Annotated in this window: 15 protein-coding genes; 6 read left to right on the forward strand and 9 right to left on the reverse strand. The window is 75.4% G+C overall.

Annotation, left to right across the window (positions count from 1 at the left end; genetic code table 11):
- Positions 1–80: 80 nt before the first annotated feature.
- From HUT16_RS08250 to moaA, 6 genes are all read right to left on the reverse strand, one after another.
- A complete protein-coding gene (locus HUT16_RS08250; protein WP_176186912.1) occupies positions 81–1,496 on the reverse strand; it encodes a hypothetical protein in 1,416 nt (471 codons plus the stop codon).
- A 562-nt stretch (positions 1,497–2,058) separates the two neighbouring features.
- The gene (locus HUT16_RS08255) at positions 2,059–2,712 is read right to left on the reverse strand and encodes a pyridoxal 5'-phosphate synthase (protein WP_176186914.1); all 654 of its coding nucleotides are present in this window, start codon (positions 2,710–2,712) and stop codon (positions 2,059–2,061) included.
- Between the two features lie 56 nt (positions 2,713–2,768).
- A complete protein-coding gene (locus HUT16_RS08260; protein WP_176186916.1) occupies positions 2,769–3,200 on the reverse strand; it encodes a hypothetical protein in 432 nt (143 codons plus the stop codon).
- Between the two features lie 59 nt (positions 3,201–3,259).
- Complete coding sequence (locus HUT16_RS08265; RefSeq protein ID WP_217712041.1) at positions 3,260–4,090, reverse strand: heavy metal-binding domain-containing protein; 831 nt, start codon at positions 4,088–4,090, stop codon at positions 3,260–3,262.
- Between the two features lie 89 nt (positions 4,091–4,179).
- Entirely contained in the window at positions 4,180–5,121 is a 942-nt protein-coding gene (locus tag HUT16_RS08270; RefSeq protein WP_176186918.1) for a heavy metal-binding domain-containing protein, read from the reverse strand.
- Positions 5,122–5,289: 168 nt separating this feature from the next.
- On the reverse strand, positions 5,290–6,297 hold the full coding sequence (gene moaA, locus HUT16_RS08275; RefSeq protein WP_176186919.1) for a GTP 3',8-cyclase MoaA: 1,008 nt from the start codon (positions 6,295–6,297) through the stop codon (positions 5,290–5,292).
- A 130-nt stretch (positions 6,298–6,427) separates the two neighbouring features.
- Here moaA and HUT16_RS08280 point away from each other — a divergent pair, with 130 nt between their 5' ends.
- Positions 6,428–7,099 (forward strand): NTP transferase domain-containing protein, encoded by a 672-nt coding sequence (locus HUT16_RS08280; RefSeq protein WP_254897709.1) that lies wholly within the window; start codon positions 6,428–6,430, stop codon positions 7,097–7,099.
- A gap of 39 nt (positions 7,100–7,138) precedes the next feature.
- Here the strand turns inward: HUT16_RS08280 and HUT16_RS08285 are convergent, their stop codons facing one another.
- On the reverse strand, positions 7,139–7,855 hold the full coding sequence (locus tag HUT16_RS08285) for an alpha/beta fold hydrolase (RefSeq protein WP_176186921.1): 717 nt from the start codon (positions 7,853–7,855) through the stop codon (positions 7,139–7,141).
- Between the two features lie 271 nt (positions 7,856–8,126).
- Between HUT16_RS08285 and HUT16_RS08290 the strand changes: the two genes are divergently transcribed.
- The 4 genes from HUT16_RS08290 to HUT16_RS08305 all read left to right on the forward strand — a co-directional run bounded on the left by HUT16_RS08290 (position 8,127) and on the right by HUT16_RS08305 (position 12,070).
- Positions 8,127–8,996 (forward strand): hypothetical protein, encoded by an 870-nt coding sequence (locus HUT16_RS08290; RefSeq protein WP_254897710.1) that lies wholly within the window; start codon positions 8,127–8,129, stop codon positions 8,994–8,996.
- Positions 8,997–9,202: 206 nt separating this feature from the next.
- Positions 9,203–9,982 carry a hypothetical protein gene (locus HUT16_RS08295; RefSeq protein WP_176186923.1) on the forward strand — a complete coding sequence of 260 codons (780 nt, stop codon included), beginning with the start codon at positions 9,203–9,205 and terminating at the stop codon, positions 9,980–9,982.
- Positions 9,983–10,076: 94 nt separating this feature from the next.
- Positions 10,077–10,901 (forward strand): (2Fe-2S)-binding protein, encoded by an 825-nt coding sequence (locus tag HUT16_RS08300; protein WP_176186925.1) that lies wholly within the window; start codon positions 10,077–10,079, stop codon positions 10,899–10,901.
- 143 nt (positions 10,902–11,044) lie between these two features.
- Positions 11,045–12,070 (forward strand): DUF2637 domain-containing protein, encoded by a 1,026-nt coding sequence (locus HUT16_RS08305; protein WP_176186927.1) that lies wholly within the window; start codon positions 11,045–11,047, stop codon positions 12,068–12,070.
- A 173-nt stretch (positions 12,071–12,243) separates the two neighbouring features.
- On the opposite strand, the gene HUT16_RS08310 is transcribed toward HUT16_RS08305, so the two are convergent.
- Entirely contained in the window at positions 12,244–14,466 is a 2,223-nt protein-coding gene (locus HUT16_RS08310) for a SpoIIE family protein phosphatase (RefSeq protein WP_176186929.1), read from the reverse strand.
- 302 nt (positions 14,467–14,768) lie between these two features.
- Positions 14,769–15,263 (reverse strand): ATP-binding protein, encoded by a 495-nt coding sequence (locus HUT16_RS08315; protein WP_176186931.1) that lies wholly within the window; start codon positions 15,261–15,263, stop codon positions 14,769–14,771.
- A gap of 281 nt (positions 15,264–15,544) precedes the next feature.
- Between HUT16_RS08315 and ureA the strand changes: the two genes are divergently transcribed.
- A complete protein-coding gene (ureA, locus tag HUT16_RS08320) occupies positions 15,545–16,288 on the forward strand; it encodes an urease subunit gamma (RefSeq protein ID WP_176186932.1) in 744 nt (247 codons plus the stop codon).
- The last annotated feature ends 30 nt before the right edge of the window (positions 16,289–16,318 follow it).

Genomic DNA, 16,318 nt, shown 5'->3' on the forward strand with positions numbered 1-16,318 from the left:
GGAGGCAGGAACAGCCCGGACGGGAACGGGGCGGCCCGGGGGAGGCAGAGGTGTGTCACCCCCCGGGCCGGTGGTCCGGGTCAGAGGTTGTACCAGCCGCCCCAGGTGGAGTTGCTGTAGTAGACGTCCTGGCTGTGGGTGAGGCCGTCGGTGGTGTGGGCGTAGAGGTAGACGTTCTGGCCGCTGCCCAGGGCGTCGAGCTGGTCGACGAGGCTGCCCGACCTGCTGGCCCAGCCGTTCCAGCTGCCCATCGCGTTGCCGTCGGTGCTGTGCAGGAGCCCGTCGTTGGTGACGGCGTACAGGTGCACCGCGCCACCCGTGGTGGTGGCCGCCGCGAGCTTCTTGACCTGGCTGCCGTCAATAATGTTCCAGCCGCTCCAGACGCCCGCCGCGTAGTCGCCGTCGTTCTCGTGCAGCAGACCGTCGTTGGTCACCGCGAACAACCGAACCGTGTCACCCACCGCCGTACCCACCAACTGCTTGACATTGCCGCCCGTCAGGTCGTACCAACCCGTCGAGAAGGTGTCGGTCACCGGATCGAGGTCCGCACTACGGGGCGCACCGTTCTGCAGCACCGCGTACAGACGGATCTTGCCCGCCACGGTCACCGCGTCCATGTCGACGACCAGACTCCCCGGAATGGTGTGCCACCCGCCCCAGGAACCCGTGCTGTAGTCACCGATCGTCTCGCGCAGCGTCCCGTCCTGCATCACCGCGAACAGGTGCACCCGACTACCCTCCGCCGCCGCCGTCAACGAAGCCACCAGACTCCCGTCCAGCGACTTCCACCCGTCCCACCCACCACTGGGGTAGTGCCCGTCATCGATCCGGATCCTCCCGTCCGACGTCACCTGGAACACGTGCCCCACACCGTTGATCATCACGGAGGTGATCTGGCCGCTCTGCGGAGCCAGACCCGACGGCGCGTCGTCGACGATCCTGTTGTAACGGAGGCCGAAGTAGTTGGCGAAGGTGCCGCTGCCGACGGTGCCGGTGCCCTTCTGCATGTCGTCGGCGGTGTTGGCCTCGGCGATGTAGGCGAAGGTGCCGGCGGCCTTGTTGACCCAGTGGTCGAACAGGACGATGTGGCCGGTGCTGGGGATGTAGCCGTCCCCGGGGTCGTTGTCGAGGGCGTCGCCCGGCTGCAGGTCGGTCAGCGCGACTCGGCTGGTCAGCGAGCGGACGTCGAGGCTGTCGGTGTTCTCGCTGCTACCCAGGTGCCAGGCCATCGAGACGAAGCCGGAGCAGTCGCTGCGGTAGGAGCGGCCGCCGACGTCGGTGGCGGTGGCGGTCTGGTCGTACGGGATGTTGCGGTTGTACCAGTCGTTGGCCCGGGAGAGGACCTCGCTGCGGGTGATCTGGCCGCCGACCGACGAGGCGGCCTGGGCGATGGTGGCGGTGGCCACCGTGAGGGCGGTGGTGGCGACCGCGCCGGAGGCGGCGATGGCGGTGGCCAGGGCGAGGCTGGTGAGCTTGGAGCGGCGGGAAGAAGGCATGGCAGAGTTCCCCTCGTGGCGGGTTCTGGAGAAGGCGGGGTGGTGTGCCGACCGCGCGGGGCGGCTCGGCGGTGCACCGGTGGACGGCCGTCCTGCAGGAACAGCGGTCGGTGCGCGAGGAGGAGCCCAGGTCGGCAGTGGCCGACGGGCGGGTGGAGCAGGAGGTCCGCCTGGGGTTCAGCCCCGGCGGAGGCCGTCTCCGCCTGCGACGACCGCGGCACCGGAGACGGGTGCGGTGACCGCGGCGGTCTTGACCGGGTGGGCGCGCATGGCGATTTCTCCTCGATGTGACCGGCGGGCAAGGGAGTTCCGGTCCGGCGTCCCGCGGTTGACGCCCGTTCCGGTCTGCCGCCCGGCCGGTTTCCCCGGCGGCGGTCATCAGCTTCGCCTGCCGCGCCGCCCGCCGGAAGGCGTTCCGGCTGTCGCCAATCGGACTGCCCGACACCGGACACGACTACGTGCTCATGTCAATGAGGTTCCCGTGCGGCCCGGGCGGGAACGGGCATGACCCCATCTCGCCAACTGGGCAAATACCGACCGGGCCCGGCCGTTCGTGCCCGGGTCAGGGCCAGAGCCGTCCGCGCGTCCAGTCCTCGCCCCGGCGCTCGTAGCGCAGCCGGGTGTGGCGGCGGTGCCGGTCGGCCTGCCAGAACTCGACCTGCCGGGCGCGGAGGGTGTAGAGCGTCCACTCGGGCACGACCAGGCCGGGCTCCCGCTCGATGCGGTCCCGGGCCTGCTCGGTGGCGCGTTCGAGCTCCCGCAGGTCGTGGAGGGGGTGGCTCTGCCGGCCGACCAGCGCCTCGGCGCGCGAACCCGACGGGCGGGCCAGGAAGTCGGCGGCGCTGCTCTCCGGCGGCTCGGGCACCACGCGGCCGGTGATCCGGACCTGCCGGGCCTGCTGCGGCCAGTAGCAGGAGAGCGCCGCCACCGGGTTCGCGGCCAGGTCGCGGCCCTTCGGGCTGGCGGCACCGGCGGCGAACTGCCAGCCGTTGCGGTCGACGTTCTTCAGCAGCAGCGCCCGCGCCGAGGGCGCACCGTCGGCGCCGACGGTCGAGAGCGTCATCACGTGCGGCTCCCGGACGCCCGCGTCCACGGCCGCGGTCAGCCAGTCGACGAACAGCGTCTCGGGCCGCTCCGGTGCCGCGTCCGGGTCGAAGTCCGGCAGTTCACCGGCGAAGACCGCCAGCCCGCGCAGGTACTGCCTGAGGTCCGTCACAGCGCATCCCCTCCGTCCGTCCGGTCCGGCGGCGCCCCCGCCGGGGAGCCTGCCGCTCAGCCGCCGAGCAGCAGCCGTTCCAGAGCCGCCCGGGCGCGGGCGTCGGAGCGGGCCCGGTCGGTGATGGCCGCGGCCAGCTCCCGGGTCCACTCGTCGAGCGGCACCGGCCGCCGCGACAGCACGACGCCGCGCACCACCTGGCACACCTCGGCCGTCGCGCGCCCCCGGGTGACGGTCAGGCTGAGCCGCCGGTCGTCGGTCGAGACGTCCAGCCGCTCGATCCGGCCCGGGCGGCCGGCCGCCCGGTCGGCCAGGCTGCGTCGGCGCTCGACCGCCACCGCGTCGGCCGGCAGCGCGTCCACGAGCGCGCCGGCCAGCACCTGGGCGTACGTCTCCAGGTCGGCGGCGTCCCGGCGGAGGGCGGCCGTCAGCAGGTCGATCGAGCCCTCGTCCGGCCCGGCCGGTTCGAGCTGGCCGTCGTCGGTCATGTCACTCCTCGGTGCGGTCGGTCGACGCGTGCAGCCTAGGACCTGGAGCCCGTCCGGCCCTAGCCGTCCAGGCTGAGCACCATGGTGGGCCGTTCGATCTCGTGGTCCTCGCGCAGCGGGCGGACCGCGGTGCCGATCGCGAAGAACTCCGTGGTGTGGCCGCCCCAGCGGTGGTTGTGCGCGTTGAGCTGCACCCCGACGATGCCCTCGGCCTGCAGCGCCTCGGCCTCGGCCTGCATCCGGGCCATCGCCAGTTCGCGGGCGTCGTAGAGGGCCTGGGTGAACGGCTCGATCTCCACGTTCTTGCCGAGGTTGGAGAAGACCGAGCTCATCTTCTGGTGCGCGATGTGGTAGACGCAGGTGCCCATGGTCATGCCGAGCGGCGCGTAACCGGCCCGGATGAGGGTCCAGAAGTCCTGGCCGGAGAGGTCGGAGGTGAACGGCTGGCCCTTGTTGTTGCGCCAGCCGACCCCGCCGGGCGCGGGGCGGTCGGCCTTGACGGCGGTGCCGATGGCGATGAACTCGGCGATGTCCGAACCGAATTCGCGCGCCTCCACGCTCAGCCGGACGCCGACGATCCCGTCCGCACCCAGGGTCGCGGCCTCGGCCTCCATCCGGGTCATGGCGAGTTCGCGCGCGTGGTACATGGCCTGGCTGAGCGTCTCCAGCTCCTGGTTCTTGCCCCAGCGGCCGAGCTGGATGCCGACGTGGTAGATCGAGCTGCCCAGGACCAGGCCGATCGGCTGGAACCCGGCCTCGCGGACCAGCAGGAACTCGTTGACCGACAGGTCGCTGGTGAAGATCGAGCCGGGCTTGCCGGGCTGCAGTTCGGCGAGGCGGCGCATCGCGTCGGCCGGTACGCCCTGGGCGGCGGGATCGAAGGTGCTCATCTGGTCGGACTCCCCGTGACGGTGCGGATGTGACGTGCGGTCCGGTGGCGGGCCGGTGGCGGCCCGGCGCCGCCGGCCGGTGGTGGGCGCTACCGGCGGGCCGCCCGGGCGAGGCGGCGGCGCAGCCGGTCGCCGTCGCCGTTCAGCGGCATGACCGTGAGGGTGCGCGGCGCGGCGGGCGCGGTGGCGAAGCGGGCGACGGCGGTGCCGACCATGGTCGCCTCGGTGATGTGGTCGGTCTGCTTGTCCTGGACCATGCAGTGCTCCTCCCAGACGCGCAGGCCGTTGCCGGAGAGGACCAGGCCGTCGCCGCCGTGCTCCGCGACCTGCCGGTGCAGCTGGGTGCGGGCGTCGGCCCGGACCTGCCGGACCAGGTCCGTCCAGCCGTCCACCTCCTGGTTGGACCAGGAGAAGCGCTGCAGGCCGGTCCGGTAGTCGTCGTGGCGCACCCCGATCGACATGCCGACCAGCAGGTCCACCGGCACCCAGCCGGCGGTGATCAGCTTGGCGAAGCCCTGGCCGTCCAGGTGCGAGGTGAAGGGGCGGCCGGGCCGCACCCGGCCCGCGGCGCGCACCGCGATGCCGATCACCTGGAACTCCAGGCAGTGCGGCGCGGCCGGGAACGGGGTCATCGTCAACCGCGCCGCCACCACGCCGTCACCGCCGAGCGCCGTGCACTCGGCGGTCATCCGGCCCAGGGCGGCGCGGCGCGCGTCGTCCAGCACCTTCACCAGGGGGGCGGAGGGCGCGCCCCGGCCCGACAGGGCGACGGTGGCGCGGTTCCCGCCGTTGAACCACCCGCTCCGGTAGCCGCAGGCGTGGTAGCCCCAGTAGCGCCCGCTGCGGCCGACCCGGTAGACCGCCGACCCCATCACCTGGCCGACGGGTTCGAACCCGACCGACCTGATCGCGGCGAACTCGCCCGTCGACAGCGCCGACGACCAGGTGCCGCCGGCCCGCCCCTCGGCGACCCGCGCCGCGGCCACGGGCGGCAGGCCCGTACCGTCCCAGGACTCCGTCATGGTGTCCACCCCCCGTTCCAGGCCCGGCCGGTCCGGTGCCGAGGTCCGATCTGGCACCCTACGCAGACCTACCGACGCGGGAGCGGAGGGGTCGGTTTCTTTGCCGAAGGAAAACCCGGGCGCCGGCCGGGGCGGGGGCGGCGGCCCGGGCGGGGCCGCGGGTGCGCGACCGCCCGCTCAGCCGCCGATCGCGGACATCGGCCGGTCCGGTCGGACGAAGTCGGCGTCGCCGATCCGGTGCCCGGGCCCCTTGCGGGCCACGCAGTCCCGCCAGGCCCGCTCGATCCGCTCGTCGTCGGCGCCGCCGCGCAGCAGCGCCCGCAGGTCGGACTCGGCGGTGGCGAAGAGGCAGTTGCGCAGCTGGCCGTCGGCGGTCAGCCGGACGCGGTCGCAGCCGCCGCAGAACGGGCGGGTGACGGAGGCGATCACGCCGACCACGTGGTCGGTGCCGGCCAGCCGCCACTCCTCGGCGGGCGCGTTGCCGTGCCGGCCGACCGGGAGGAGCGGCCAGCGGGCGCCGAGGACGGCGAGGATCTCGTCCGCGGTGACCATCGCGGCCCGGTCCCAGGCGCCCTGGGCGTCCAGCGGCATCGACTCGATGAAGCGCATCCGGTAGCCGCCGTCGACCGCGAACTCGACCAGGTCGACGAGTTCGTCGTCGTTGACGCCGCGCACCGGCACCGCGTTGACCTTCACCGGCGCCAGCCCGGCGGCCCGGGCGGCGGCCAGTCCGGCCAGCACGTCGGGCAGCCGGTCGCGGCGGGTGAGCGCCGCGTACCGCTCGGGGCGCAGGGTGTCCAGGCTGACGTTCACCCGGTGCAGTCCGGCCCGCTCCAACTCGTCGGCGCACCGGGCCAGTCCGATGCCGTTGGTGGTGAGCGAGAGTTCCGCGCCGAGGGCGGCGAGCCGGGCGACGAGCGCGGGCAGGCCGCGGCGCAGCAGCGGTTCGCCGCCGGTGAGGCGCAGGGTGCGGATGCCGAGGCGGTGGACGGCGATCCGGGCCAGGCGCAGCAGTTCGTCGTCGGTGAGCGCCTGGTCGCGCGGGAGCCAGTCGAGCCCCTCGGCGGGCATGCAGTAGGTGCAGCGCAGGTTGCACCGGTCGGTGAGGGAGATCCGCAGGTCGGTGTGGACCCGGCCGTGGCGGTCGACCAGCGGGGCGGGGGCGTCTGTGGTGCGCGGTGCCATGGGGCCAGTGAACGGGGGCGGCCGGGGCCCGGTCCAGGGACGGAACGGCCGGGAGCGGCGGGCGGGCGGCGGGCCCGGCCTGTCGGATCGTCCAAGGCGGCGGGGCGGGGCGCGGCGGCAGACTGTCCGCATGACGGGTGGCATGACGGGCGGCGCGGCCGACGGCGCGACGGGCGGCACGACGGGCGGCGCGGCGGGCGGCGCGAGGGGCGGCGCGGGACTGCGGGTTCCGGCCCTGGTGCTGGCGGCGGGCGGCGGTTCCCGGCTGGGCGGGCGGCCGAAGGCGCTGCTGCCCTACCGGGGGCGCCCGCTGCTGGAGCACGCGCTGGCGGTGGCGGCGGACGGCGGCTGCGACGGGGCGGTGGCGGTGCTGGGCGCGGCGGCGGCGGAGGTGCGGGCCCGGGCGGCGACCGGGGAGTGTCGACTGGTCGACAATCCCGACTGGCGCACCGGCCTGGCCTCCTCGCTGCTGGCCGGGCTGGCCGCGCTGCCGCCGGAGACCACCGCCGTCCTCGTCCTGCTGGTGGACACCCCGGGCGTGACGGCGGAGGCGGTGCGCCGGCTGCGCACCGCGCACGCCGCCCGCACCGACCTCGCCGCCTGCGCCTACGCCGGACGCCGGGCCCACCCGGTCCTGATCGGCGCCGCGCACTTCCCCTTCCTGCGCACCACCGCGACCGGCGACGCGGGCGCCCGGGCCCTGCTGGCGAGCCGTCCGGTCGCCCTGGTCGACTGCACCGGCACGGGCACCCCGGACGACCTGGACACCCCGGCGGACCTGGCCCGCTGGGGCATCGGCTGACGCCCGCCGACGACCGGCGCCCGGCGGCGCCGCCGGGGGTCAGCGGTCGGCTTCGGCCAGCAGCAGGGCGGCGAGTTCGCCGGGCACCGAGAGCATCGGCCAGTGGCTGGAGTCGAGCACGGCCGACTGCCAGGCGCCGCCGTCCGTCAGCGCGGCGGCGTCGGGGCGGGGCTGCGAGCCGTCGCGGCGGCAGTGCAGGTAGGTGGCGGTGAGCGAGGCGAGCGGGCGGGGGAGGTCGACCACGTCGGTGAGGGTGGCGCCGGGGTGCGGGACGGCGCGGGCGAGCAGGTCGGCGGTGTGGTCCGGGGCGAGGCCGTGGGCGGCGAAGGCGGCGGGCGGCAGCGGCGGCCAGTCGGTGCCGTGGGCGGCTATCGCCCTCCGGACGACCGTTCCGCCGTCGGGGAGCGAGGCGACGAAGGGCTCCCCGTGCACGGGCAGGTTGGCGTCCACGAAGACGGTGCGGCGCAGGCGGTCGCCGAGCCGGGCGGCCGCGATGCCGACGGGGACGCCGGAGTAACTGTGCCCGACCAGGACGGTGCCCCCGCCGTCCCCGTCACCGGCCGCCTCGACCGCCTCGACCGCCGCCACGATGTCCCGGACGTGGGTCTCCAGGCCGGCGCTCTCGGCGCGGCGCTCGGCCAGGCCGGCCAGGGTGATCGGCACCGCCCGGTGCCCGCCCGCCTCCAGCAGCGGCACCACGTCGTCCCAGGCCCAGGCGCCGAGCCAGGCGCCCGCCGTCAGTACGAAAGTCGTCATGCCGGAAACCTACGCCACGTGATCGCCCCGGCAGGGAGCGGAGTTGACGGAAGATCAGTTCCGGTCGGGGCGGAACCGGGGGGTCCGTCCGTCCCCGGCGTTCCGTGCGACCGCGTGCGCCCCCGGCGCGCAACCGTTCGCTCACCTTTCCGCCACCTCAACTCCGCTGGAGGAATCCCTCATTCCGCACCGGCCGGGCCCCCGATCGGCCAGGATGGAGGGAATCCTCCTCGCATCAGATCCGACCCGATCCGAACGGACGGTGACCGCCATGCCGCTGCCCGAGGACGCCGCCGACGCCGCTGACACCGCCGCCGACGCCGGGGTGCCGACCGGCTTCTCCCCCGGTTCGCCGTCGGGGGCCAGCCACCTGCGCTGCCCGGCCTGCCGGGCCGAGCACCGGTACGAACCGCCGAGCCTGCCGTGCCCGTGCGGGGCGCAGCTGCGGGTGCCGCTGCTGCGCGGCGGGGTGCCGGTGCAGGTCAGGTTCCGGTCCTGGGAGGACTCCTGGCTGAGCATGCGCTGTCCGCACTGCGGGCGCAGCGACCAGTGGCCGCAGCCGGAGTTCACCTGCGACTGCGGGGCGACCGTGCGGCTGCCGGTGGACCGGGTGCCGCGCCTGCAGAGCACCGAGGCGCGGGCGGCCCGTCCGGTGGAGAGCGCCCGCCCGTACACCACCGCCGTCCCGCCGGCCGCGCCCGCCGCGGCGCCGGACCCGCTGGCGGCCGGTTCGGGCCGGGCCCGGGCGCTGCGCCCGCCGTTCCGTCCGCAGCCGGTGCGCACGCCGCAGGACGCGGTGCTGACGGCGGCCCGGTACCTGCAGTGGCTGGGCTTCTACGACCTGGAGCTGGTGCCGGGGCAGGAGCGGGACTCGACCACGCTGCTGGGCAGCCGGATGGTGGCCCGGGTGGACACCTGGACGGAGCCCGCCGACGTGAAGGCGGTGGAGTGCCTGTGGCTGGAAACGCTCCACAGCGAGGACGTCGCGGCCGCCATGTTCACCGTCTCGGGTTACTCCCGGCAGACCGTGGTGCGCGGTGAACAGCTGCTGGTGGCGCTGTTCACGCTGGACGCGGCGGGCATCCCGCAGCCGTCGAACGGTGCCGCCGAGGCCCTGATGGAGACCGGCTGGACCTCCTGAGGCCGCGGCGGCGGGCCGCCGCCGCGCCCGCCCGGCGACCACCGTCCGGATCGGGCCGTTCCGGATTTCCTCGCGCTCGTGATCTGGTGCACAAGCTCCCGCGCGTGTTGAATTGCCGCCACGGCGCGGGCCCTTGGGCCGGCGGGTCGTTGCATGGCGCGCACAAGGAGGTGGCGTTGTCGGTGCACGGGACTGCCCCGGGGGGCATGGCGGACGTCGTCTGGCGGCTGAGGTCGCGCGGCTGCTGGCAGGAGGCGGCGGACCTGCTCCGCCCGCAGGCCGGACGGGACCCGACCGCGGCGCTCCAGCGGGCGGAGCTCCTGATCGAGCAGTGCCTGTTCACCGCGGACCACTGGGAGCGCGCGGAGGACGCGCTGCGCCAGGCGGAGGCGTCGGTCGCCGGCATCGAGGCGCGCGCGGCGGCGTCCTGCGCCCGGGGGTTCCTGGCGTACGTGGCGAGCGTGCTGGGCCGGCGGGACCGGCTGGACGAGGCGCAGGCCGCACTGGGACGGACCTCGGCGCTGCTGGCGCCGCAGGCGCCGGGCCGTCCGCTGCTGGACTTCCGGCGGGGGCTGGTCGCGGAGAACCTGCTGCACGACCCGGTGGCGGCGCACAGCGCGTACGCCCGGGCGCACGAGGGGGCCCGGGAGCGCGGGGACGAGCTGCTGCGCTCCTCGACCTGGCGCCACCTGGCGGGGCTGGCCCGGGCGGCGGGCGACCGGGAGCGGGCGCACGCGGGGTTCGCGGCCTCGCTGCGGCTGCGCGAGGAACTGGGTTTCACGGTGGGGGTGGCGCCGGCCCTGGCCTCGCTGGCGGAGGTGTCGGAGCCGGCGGAGGCGGAGCGGCTGCGGGCGGAGGCGTCCCGGCTGGTGCAGGCGCTCGGCGGGGTGCCGGTGTGGCTGGCGCGACGGCTGGCGCAGGTCCCGGCGCAACCCGGTCCCCCGGACGGCGGCACCGGTCACGACCTGCGGCACGGCATCAGCTAAGGTGAGCCTTACCTGCCCGGGGTGAGCAGCAGTCCGGGCAGGTCCACCTCGCCGTGCCCGGGCCCGCCCCGGGAGCGCCACCCAGGGAGCCCGCGTGACCACCTACCAGGTCGAGCAGTCCCCCTCCACGGCCTCCGCCGTCCCGCCCGCCGCCCTCGAGGCACCGCCCTGCCTGGACAGCTGGCTGCGCCTCGGCCGGGTCTTCCCGGACCTGCGGATCCACCACGCCGCCCCGCGCACCGGCTCCGGCTGGACCACCGCCGCCGCGCTGGCCGGCGACCGGTCCGCGCTGGAGGCGATGATCGCCTTCGACGAGCGGCTCGGCCTCGACCTGTACGGCGCCCCGACCCGGCCGGACGTCACCGCCGGGTTCAGCCTGCACCGCTACGCCTGGCCGGTCTCGCTGGCCTTCACGCTGCCCTGGCTGCTGGAGCGCCGCGTGCCGGTGCTGCCGCCGTCCCGGGTGTCGATCAACCGCACCACCGGCGAGCTCACCGCCCGCCCGGCGGGCTTCCACTGCCTGCCCGACGACCCGGCGGCCGGCCGGCCCGACGCCCTGGTCGTCCCGGACCGCCCGGCGCTCGACGCCGCCCTGCGCACCGCGCTCGCCGAGCACTTCGCGCCGCTGCTCGACTCCTTCCGCCCCGCGGTGCGCCGCGGCCCGCGCACCCTGTGGGCGCTGGTCACCGACGACGTGGTGGACGGCCTCTGGTACGTCGCCGGGCTGCTCGGCGAGGAGCCCCGGGCGGTGGCCGCGCTGGAGGCGCTGCTGACCGGCGACGCCGCCGCGGCCCCGTTCGTCGGCACGCCCGGCTTCCGCGGGACGGACGGCGCCCGGGCCCGGACCAGGGTCAGCTGCTGCCTCTACTACACCGTCCGGCCGACCGAACTCTGCGTCAGCTGCCCGCGCGCCCAATAGCACCGCCGGTCTGACGATAATTCATTCCCCCGCCCGGAATTCCCCCCTAACGGGGTAATGGCCCCGATCCCGCCGTGATCGCCGATTTTCTCCGCCATGATGGTCCCCGCCATCACGACCGGAAAGCGAGGCTGGATCAGGTCATGAGACTGTCGGACATACCGCTGGGCTGGGCCGTCGCCGGTACGGCCGCCCTGGTGGCCGTCATCGCCCTGCTGGCCTTCGCCCGCAGCCGCACCGGCTCGGCCACCGCCACCGCCTCCGGCGGCAGCGGCTCGGACTCGGCCTGGGAGCGCGCCGAGGAGCGGCGGCGGCGCACCGAGTCCCTCTACGGCGGCGCCTCCTACCTGCTGCTGTTCTGCTGCGCCGCGGTCGCCGCCGCGCTCTCCTTCCACGGGCTGGTCGGCTTCGGCGTCCAGAACCTCGGGCTCTCCGGCGGCTGGGAGTACCTCGTCCCGTTCGGGCTCGACGGCGCGGCGATGTTCTGCTCCGTGCTGGCCGTCCGCGAGGCCAGCCACGGCGACGCGGCGCTCGGCTCCCGCCTGCTGGTGTGGCTGTTCGCCGCCGCGTCCGCCTGGTTCAACTGGGTGCACGCCCCGCGCGGCCTGGGCCACGACGGCGCCCCGCAGTTCTTCGCCGGGATGTCGCTCTCGGCGGCGGTGCTCTTCGACCGCGCCCTGAAGCAGACCCGGGTCGCCGCGCTGCGCGAGCAGGGGCTCGTCCCCCGCCCGCTCCCGCAGATCCGGGTGGTCCGCTGGATGCGCGCCCCGCGCGAGACGTACGCCGCCTGGTCGCTGATGCTGCTGGAGGGCGTGCGCACCCTGGACGAGGCGGTCGAGGAGGTCCGCGACGACAAGCGGACCGCCGCCGAGGACCGCGAGCGCCGCCGGATGGCCTCCCGCCGGGAGCGCGCCGAGATCCGGGCGATCGGCCGCCAGCCCGGTGCCGGCTGGCGCCACCGCACCGCCCGCCAGCTCGAACCCGCCCCCGCCCCGACCGCCCCCACCGCCCCGACGGAGCCCGCCATAGCGACCCCCACCGGCCTCCCCGCCACCCCCGCCGCCCACCGCAGCGTGGTCGACCTGACCCCGGAGGAGGACACCGTCACGCTGCCCCGGCTCGACTCCCTGGAGCAGAAGCTCAAGGACCTGGAGCAGCAGTTCGGCTGAAGCGGCGTTGGCCCTGCGAGGGGCTCGGGGAACGGCGAGTCGATGCTGCTGACGGCCGGAGCCCGTCGGAGTCTCCGTGCTGCTGCGTGCAGTGAACGGAACCCGAAGCAGCTGCGCGCAACGGCAGTGCACCGCCGACAGACCCGGGCTCGCCGTTCCCCGAGCCCCCGATGTCAGCTGCTGAGTTCGAACCACATCCGCTTGCCGGTGCCCCGGGGCTCCACGCCCCAGGTGTCGGCGAGCGCTTCGACCAGCATCAGGCCGCGGCCGGAGGACGCCTGTTCGCCGGGGGTGCGGCGGGTGGGCCAGAGGTCGGACTCGTCCTCGACCTCGACGCGCAGCCGGGCCCGGCCGTGCTCCTGGTAGAGGCGGGCGGTGAACATCGCGTCCCGGTCGGTGTGCCGGATCGCGTTGGTGACGAGTTCGGAGGAGAGCAGTTCGGCGGTGTCGATCAGCTCCGGCACGCCCCAGCGCCGCAGCGCGTCCCGGAGTTCGCCGCGCAGTTCGGCGATCCGGGCCAGGTCGGCCTGGCCGATCCGGCGGCGCAGCTGCTGCGCGGCGCGCCCGCCCGCCGGGCCGTCCCAGCGCAGCAGCAGGAGCGCGATGTCGTCCTCGCGCTCGCTGCTGTCGGCGGCCTGGGAGGCGATCCGGTCGGCGAGTTCCTCCAGCGGTTCGCGGGGGGACTCGTCGATGCCGGGGAGGTGGCCGGAGACGGTCGCGCAGAGCCGGGCGAACCCGGTGTCGAGGTCCATGTCGCGGGCCTCGACGAGTCCGTCGGTGCAGAGCACGACCGTCTCGCCGGGGTCGAGGCTGAACCGGGTGACCCGGTACTCCTCGTCGGGGTCGACGCCCAGCGGCAGGCCGCCGGAGACCGGGACGGGGTGCGCGGTGCCGTCGGCGCGGCGCACCACGGGGTCGAGGTGGCCGGCCCGGACGGCGTAGACGACGCCGTAGTCGACGTTGACCTCGGCGTAGGTGCAGGTCGCGAAGTGGTCGGTGTCGAGGTCGGCGAGGAAGCGGGAGGCGCGGGCCATCACCGCGGCGGGCGGGTGGCCCTCGGCGGCGTAGGCGCGCAGCGCGATCCTCAGCTGGCCCATGATGCCGGCGGCGTGCACGTCGTGGCCCTGGACGTCGCCGATGACCAGGCCGACGTGCCCGCCGGGCAGCGGGACGACGTCGTACCAGTCGCCGCCGATCTGGAGGCCGGAGCCGGCCGCGAGGTAGCGGACGGCGGTGCTGACGCCGGGGACGGCGGGGACGGTGCGGGGCAGCATGACGCGCTGCAGGCCGGCGGCGAGCTCGTGCTCGGCGTCGTGCAGGCGGGCCCGGGCGAGGGACTGGGCGACCAGCCCGCCGAGGGTGGAGAGCAGGGTGCGCTCGTCGGCGTCGAGTTCGCGGGCGTCGTCGAAGGAGACCACGCAGATGCCGGTGGGGCGGCCGCTGGCGACCAGCGGGAGGAACGCCCAGGAGGAGCGGCCGCTGTCCTCGGCCCAGTCCCAGGCGTCGGGGTAGCGCTCGCGGTACTCCTCGCGGCTGGAGACGAAGATCGGGGCGCGCTGCCGGATCGCCTCGGCGGCGGGGTGGCTGGGCGCGAGCGGGATGCGGTCGAACTGGTCGCTGAGCGCGCTGCGGTAGCCGCTGGAGCCGAGCAGGGCGATCCGGCCGGCTTCCAGCGAGGCCAGGGCGAGGCCGTCGGGGCCGAGGCCGGGCAGCGGGAGTTCGGTGAAGACCCGGGCGACGTCCCGGACGGTGACCGCCTCGGAGAGCGCCCGGGCGGCCTCCTTGATGAACCGGGAGCGCTCCTCGCGCAGCAGGGCCTGCTCGTCGGCGCGCTCGCGCTTGTGCAGCTCGACGGTGGCGTCCCAGACGAAGCCGACCATCCGGGACGGGCGGCCGAACGCGTCGGCGAGGACCCGGCCGCGGAAGCGCACGGCGTGCAGTTCGCCGTTGGGGAAGACGGTGCGGTAGTAGGCGCCGCACTGGCCGAGTTCGGCGACGGCGCGCTCGACCCGGCGGCGCACCACGGGCGCGTCCTCGGGGTGCAGCAGGGCCAGGAAGGAGGCGGAGGTGCGGTCGAAGGCCTGGCCGGTCAGTCCGAGGATCGCGCAGGCGCGCTGGTCGCCGACCAGGACGTCGCGGCGGATGTCCCAGTCGAACGAGCCGATGCCGTTGGCGGCCATCGCGGGTTCCAGCCACTCGGGGCTGGAGTCCCCGGTGCGGGTGGGCAGGCCGCGGCCGGACGGCGGCGGGACGGTCCGTCCGGCCGCCCGCTCGCCGGCCCGTTCGCCGGGCGCGCCCAGGGCGGTGCGCAGCGGGTTGGCCGGGGTCTCGTTCCTGGTGGCCTGGGCGGGCGGGGTGCGGCGGGCGGGCCCAGGCGCCTCGGGCTCTGTGGCCATGCTTCTCCTGCCGGTGCCTTGCGTGGCGGCCGCTGGTTTCCCCGTGTCCCCTACTGGGCCGGCCGGACCGCGATGATGGTGTGTGCCTACTGGCACACATTCTCACTAGCCTGTCGTATGTTCGGCAAGGCGGCAATGCCGGTGCGCCGAACGGCAAGGATCGCACACGATCGCCACTGGCATATTCACGCGCCGGAGCCCCCCGTTCGGCCCCGGAATTCCCCGCCCGGGTCGGGCTCGGGCCGCTCTCGGGCCGGGCTCGGGCCGCTCTCGGCTCCGGCCCGGGTCGGGTCGGGTCGGGCTCAGGCCGCGGAGAGCTCGAACCAGGTGGTCTTCCCGTCCGCCCGCAGCTGCACGCCCCAGTCGTCCGCCAGCGCCTCCACCAGGAACAGCCCGCGCCCGGAGGTCGCCGTGTCGGAGGCGGCCCGGCGGCTGGGCACCTGCACCGCGCCGTCCTGCACCTCGACCCGCAGCCGGGACTCCTCCGTCAGCACCGCGTCGAACACCGCGCCCCGGCCGGTGTGCACCAGGGCGTTGGTGACCAGCTCGGAGGCGAGCAGCTCGGCGGTGTCGGCCAGCTCCTCGGGGACGCCCCAGTGGTCGAGCGCCGTCCGCAGCCTGCGGCGGATCGCCCCCACCGCCGGCAGGTCCGCCGCGTCCAGCGCGGCGTGCAGCCGGCGGTGCAGCGCGCACCCGGGCTGGTACGCCGCCGGCGCGCCGTGCGCCGACCCCTGGTGCTCGGCCCCCTCCCGCCACGAAGCCGACCGCTGCCGCGGAAACCTTGCCTGACCGTCCATCAACCTCGTACGCCCCCGCCGTAGTTCCTGGGCGCGCCCCCACTCCCCCACCGGGGCGGCCAACCGCTTCTCGCTCTCCTCTTGCCCACTCCACCACCGGAAAACCCCTCCTCAGGCGAAGCAGAAGCCCCGCCGGGGGCTCGGGGAGCGGCGAACCCCTCGCGGCCCGGGCCCCCGATTTCACCTCCCCTGCCGCCTGGAGTGTCGGCGGTGCTAAGTTTGAACGGCGTTCTAACATCTGTACCGACCCCCTCCCCGCGACCCTCTCCGAGCGAGGCACCGTGCGACTGACCCCCACTGAACGGGACCGGCTGCTGATCTTCACCGCGGCCGAACTGGCCCGCGCCCGGCGGGCGCGGGGCCTGCGGCTGAACGTCCCCGAGGCGACCGCGCTGATCGCGGACACCGTCTGCGAGGCGGCCCGCGACGGCCGCCGGCTGGCCGAGGCGATCGAGGCCGGGCGCGGCGTGCTGGGCGCCGACGACGTGCTGCCGGGCGTCGCGGACGTGGTGACCGTGGTGCAGGTGGAGGCGGTGTTCGAGGACGGGACGCGGCTGGCGGTGGTCACCGACCCGTTCCGCGGCGCGGGCTCGCTGGGCCCGGACGCGCCGGGCGCGGCGCTGCCCGGCGCCGGGACGGGGTACGAGCCGGTGGAGGAGACCCTGCTGCTGCCGGTGCACAACACCGCCGCGGTGCCGATCTCGGTGACCTCGCACTTCCACTTCTTCGAGTCGAACCCGCGGCTGGCCTTCGACCGGGCCGCCGCGTACGGCACCCACCTGGCGGTGCCGGCCGGCTCCTCGGTCCGCTTCGACCCGGGCGCCACCGTCGAGGTCGGCCTGGTGCCGATCGGCGGGGCCCGGGTGGCGATCGGCTTCGCGGGCCTGGTGGACGGCCCGCTGGACGCGCCGGGCGCGAAGGACGCGGCACTGGCGAAGGCCCGGGCGACCGGCTACCTGACCGAGTTCGACGACACCGACGACACCTTCGACAGCGCCTTCGACGACGCCGGGCCCGCGCAGTGACCGCCCGGCGCCCCGCCGCTCCGGCCCCCG

The sequence above is a fragment of the Kitasatospora sp. NA04385 genome (assembly GCF_013364235.1).
GTDB lineage: Bacteria > Actinomycetota > Actinomycetes > Streptomycetales > Streptomycetaceae > Kitasatospora.

Bases quoted from the DNA above. Each gene is read 5' to 3' on its own strand.
- HUT16_RS08305 (WP_176186927.1), top strand. From the start codon at position 11,045: ATGAGACTGTCGGACATACCGCTGGGCTGGGCCGTCGCCGGTACGGCC.
- HUT16_RS08250 (WP_176186912.1), bottom strand. From the start codon at position 1,496: ATGCCTTCTTCCCGCCGCTCCAAGCTCACCAGCCTCGCCCTGGCCACC.
- HUT16_RS08295 (WP_176186923.1), top strand. From the start codon at position 9,203: ATGGCGGACGTCGTCTGGCGGCTGAGGTCGCGCGGCTGCTGGCAGGAG.
- HUT16_RS08315 (WP_176186931.1), bottom strand. From the start codon at position 15,263: ATGGACGGTCAGGCAAGGTTTCCGCGGCAGCGGTCGGCTTCGTGGCGG.
- moaA (WP_176186919.1), bottom strand. From the start codon at position 6,297: ATGGCACCGCGCACCACAGACGCCCCCGCCCCGCTGGTCGACCGCCAC.
- HUT16_RS08260 (WP_176186916.1), bottom strand. From the start codon at position 3,200: ATGACCGACGACGGCCAGCTCGAACCGGCCGGGCCGGACGAGGGCTCG.
- HUT16_RS08310 (WP_176186929.1), bottom strand. From the start codon at position 14,466: ATGGCCACAGAGCCCGAGGCGCCTGGGCCCGCCCGCCGCACCCCGCCC.
- HUT16_RS08280 (WP_254897709.1), top strand. From the start codon at position 6,428: ATGACGGGTGGCATGACGGGCGGCGCGGCCGACGGCGCGACGGGCGGC.
- HUT16_RS08290 (WP_254897710.1), top strand. From the start codon at position 8,127: ATGCCGCTGCCCGAGGACGCCGCCGACGCCGCTGACACCGCCGCCGAC.
- HUT16_RS08265 (WP_217712041.1), bottom strand. From the start codon at position 4,090: ATGAGCACCTTCGATCCCGCCGCCCAGGGCGTACCGGCCGACGCGATG.
- HUT16_RS08285 (WP_176186921.1), bottom strand. From the start codon at position 7,855: ATGACGACTTTCGTACTGACGGCGGGCGCCTGGCTCGGCGCCTGGGCC.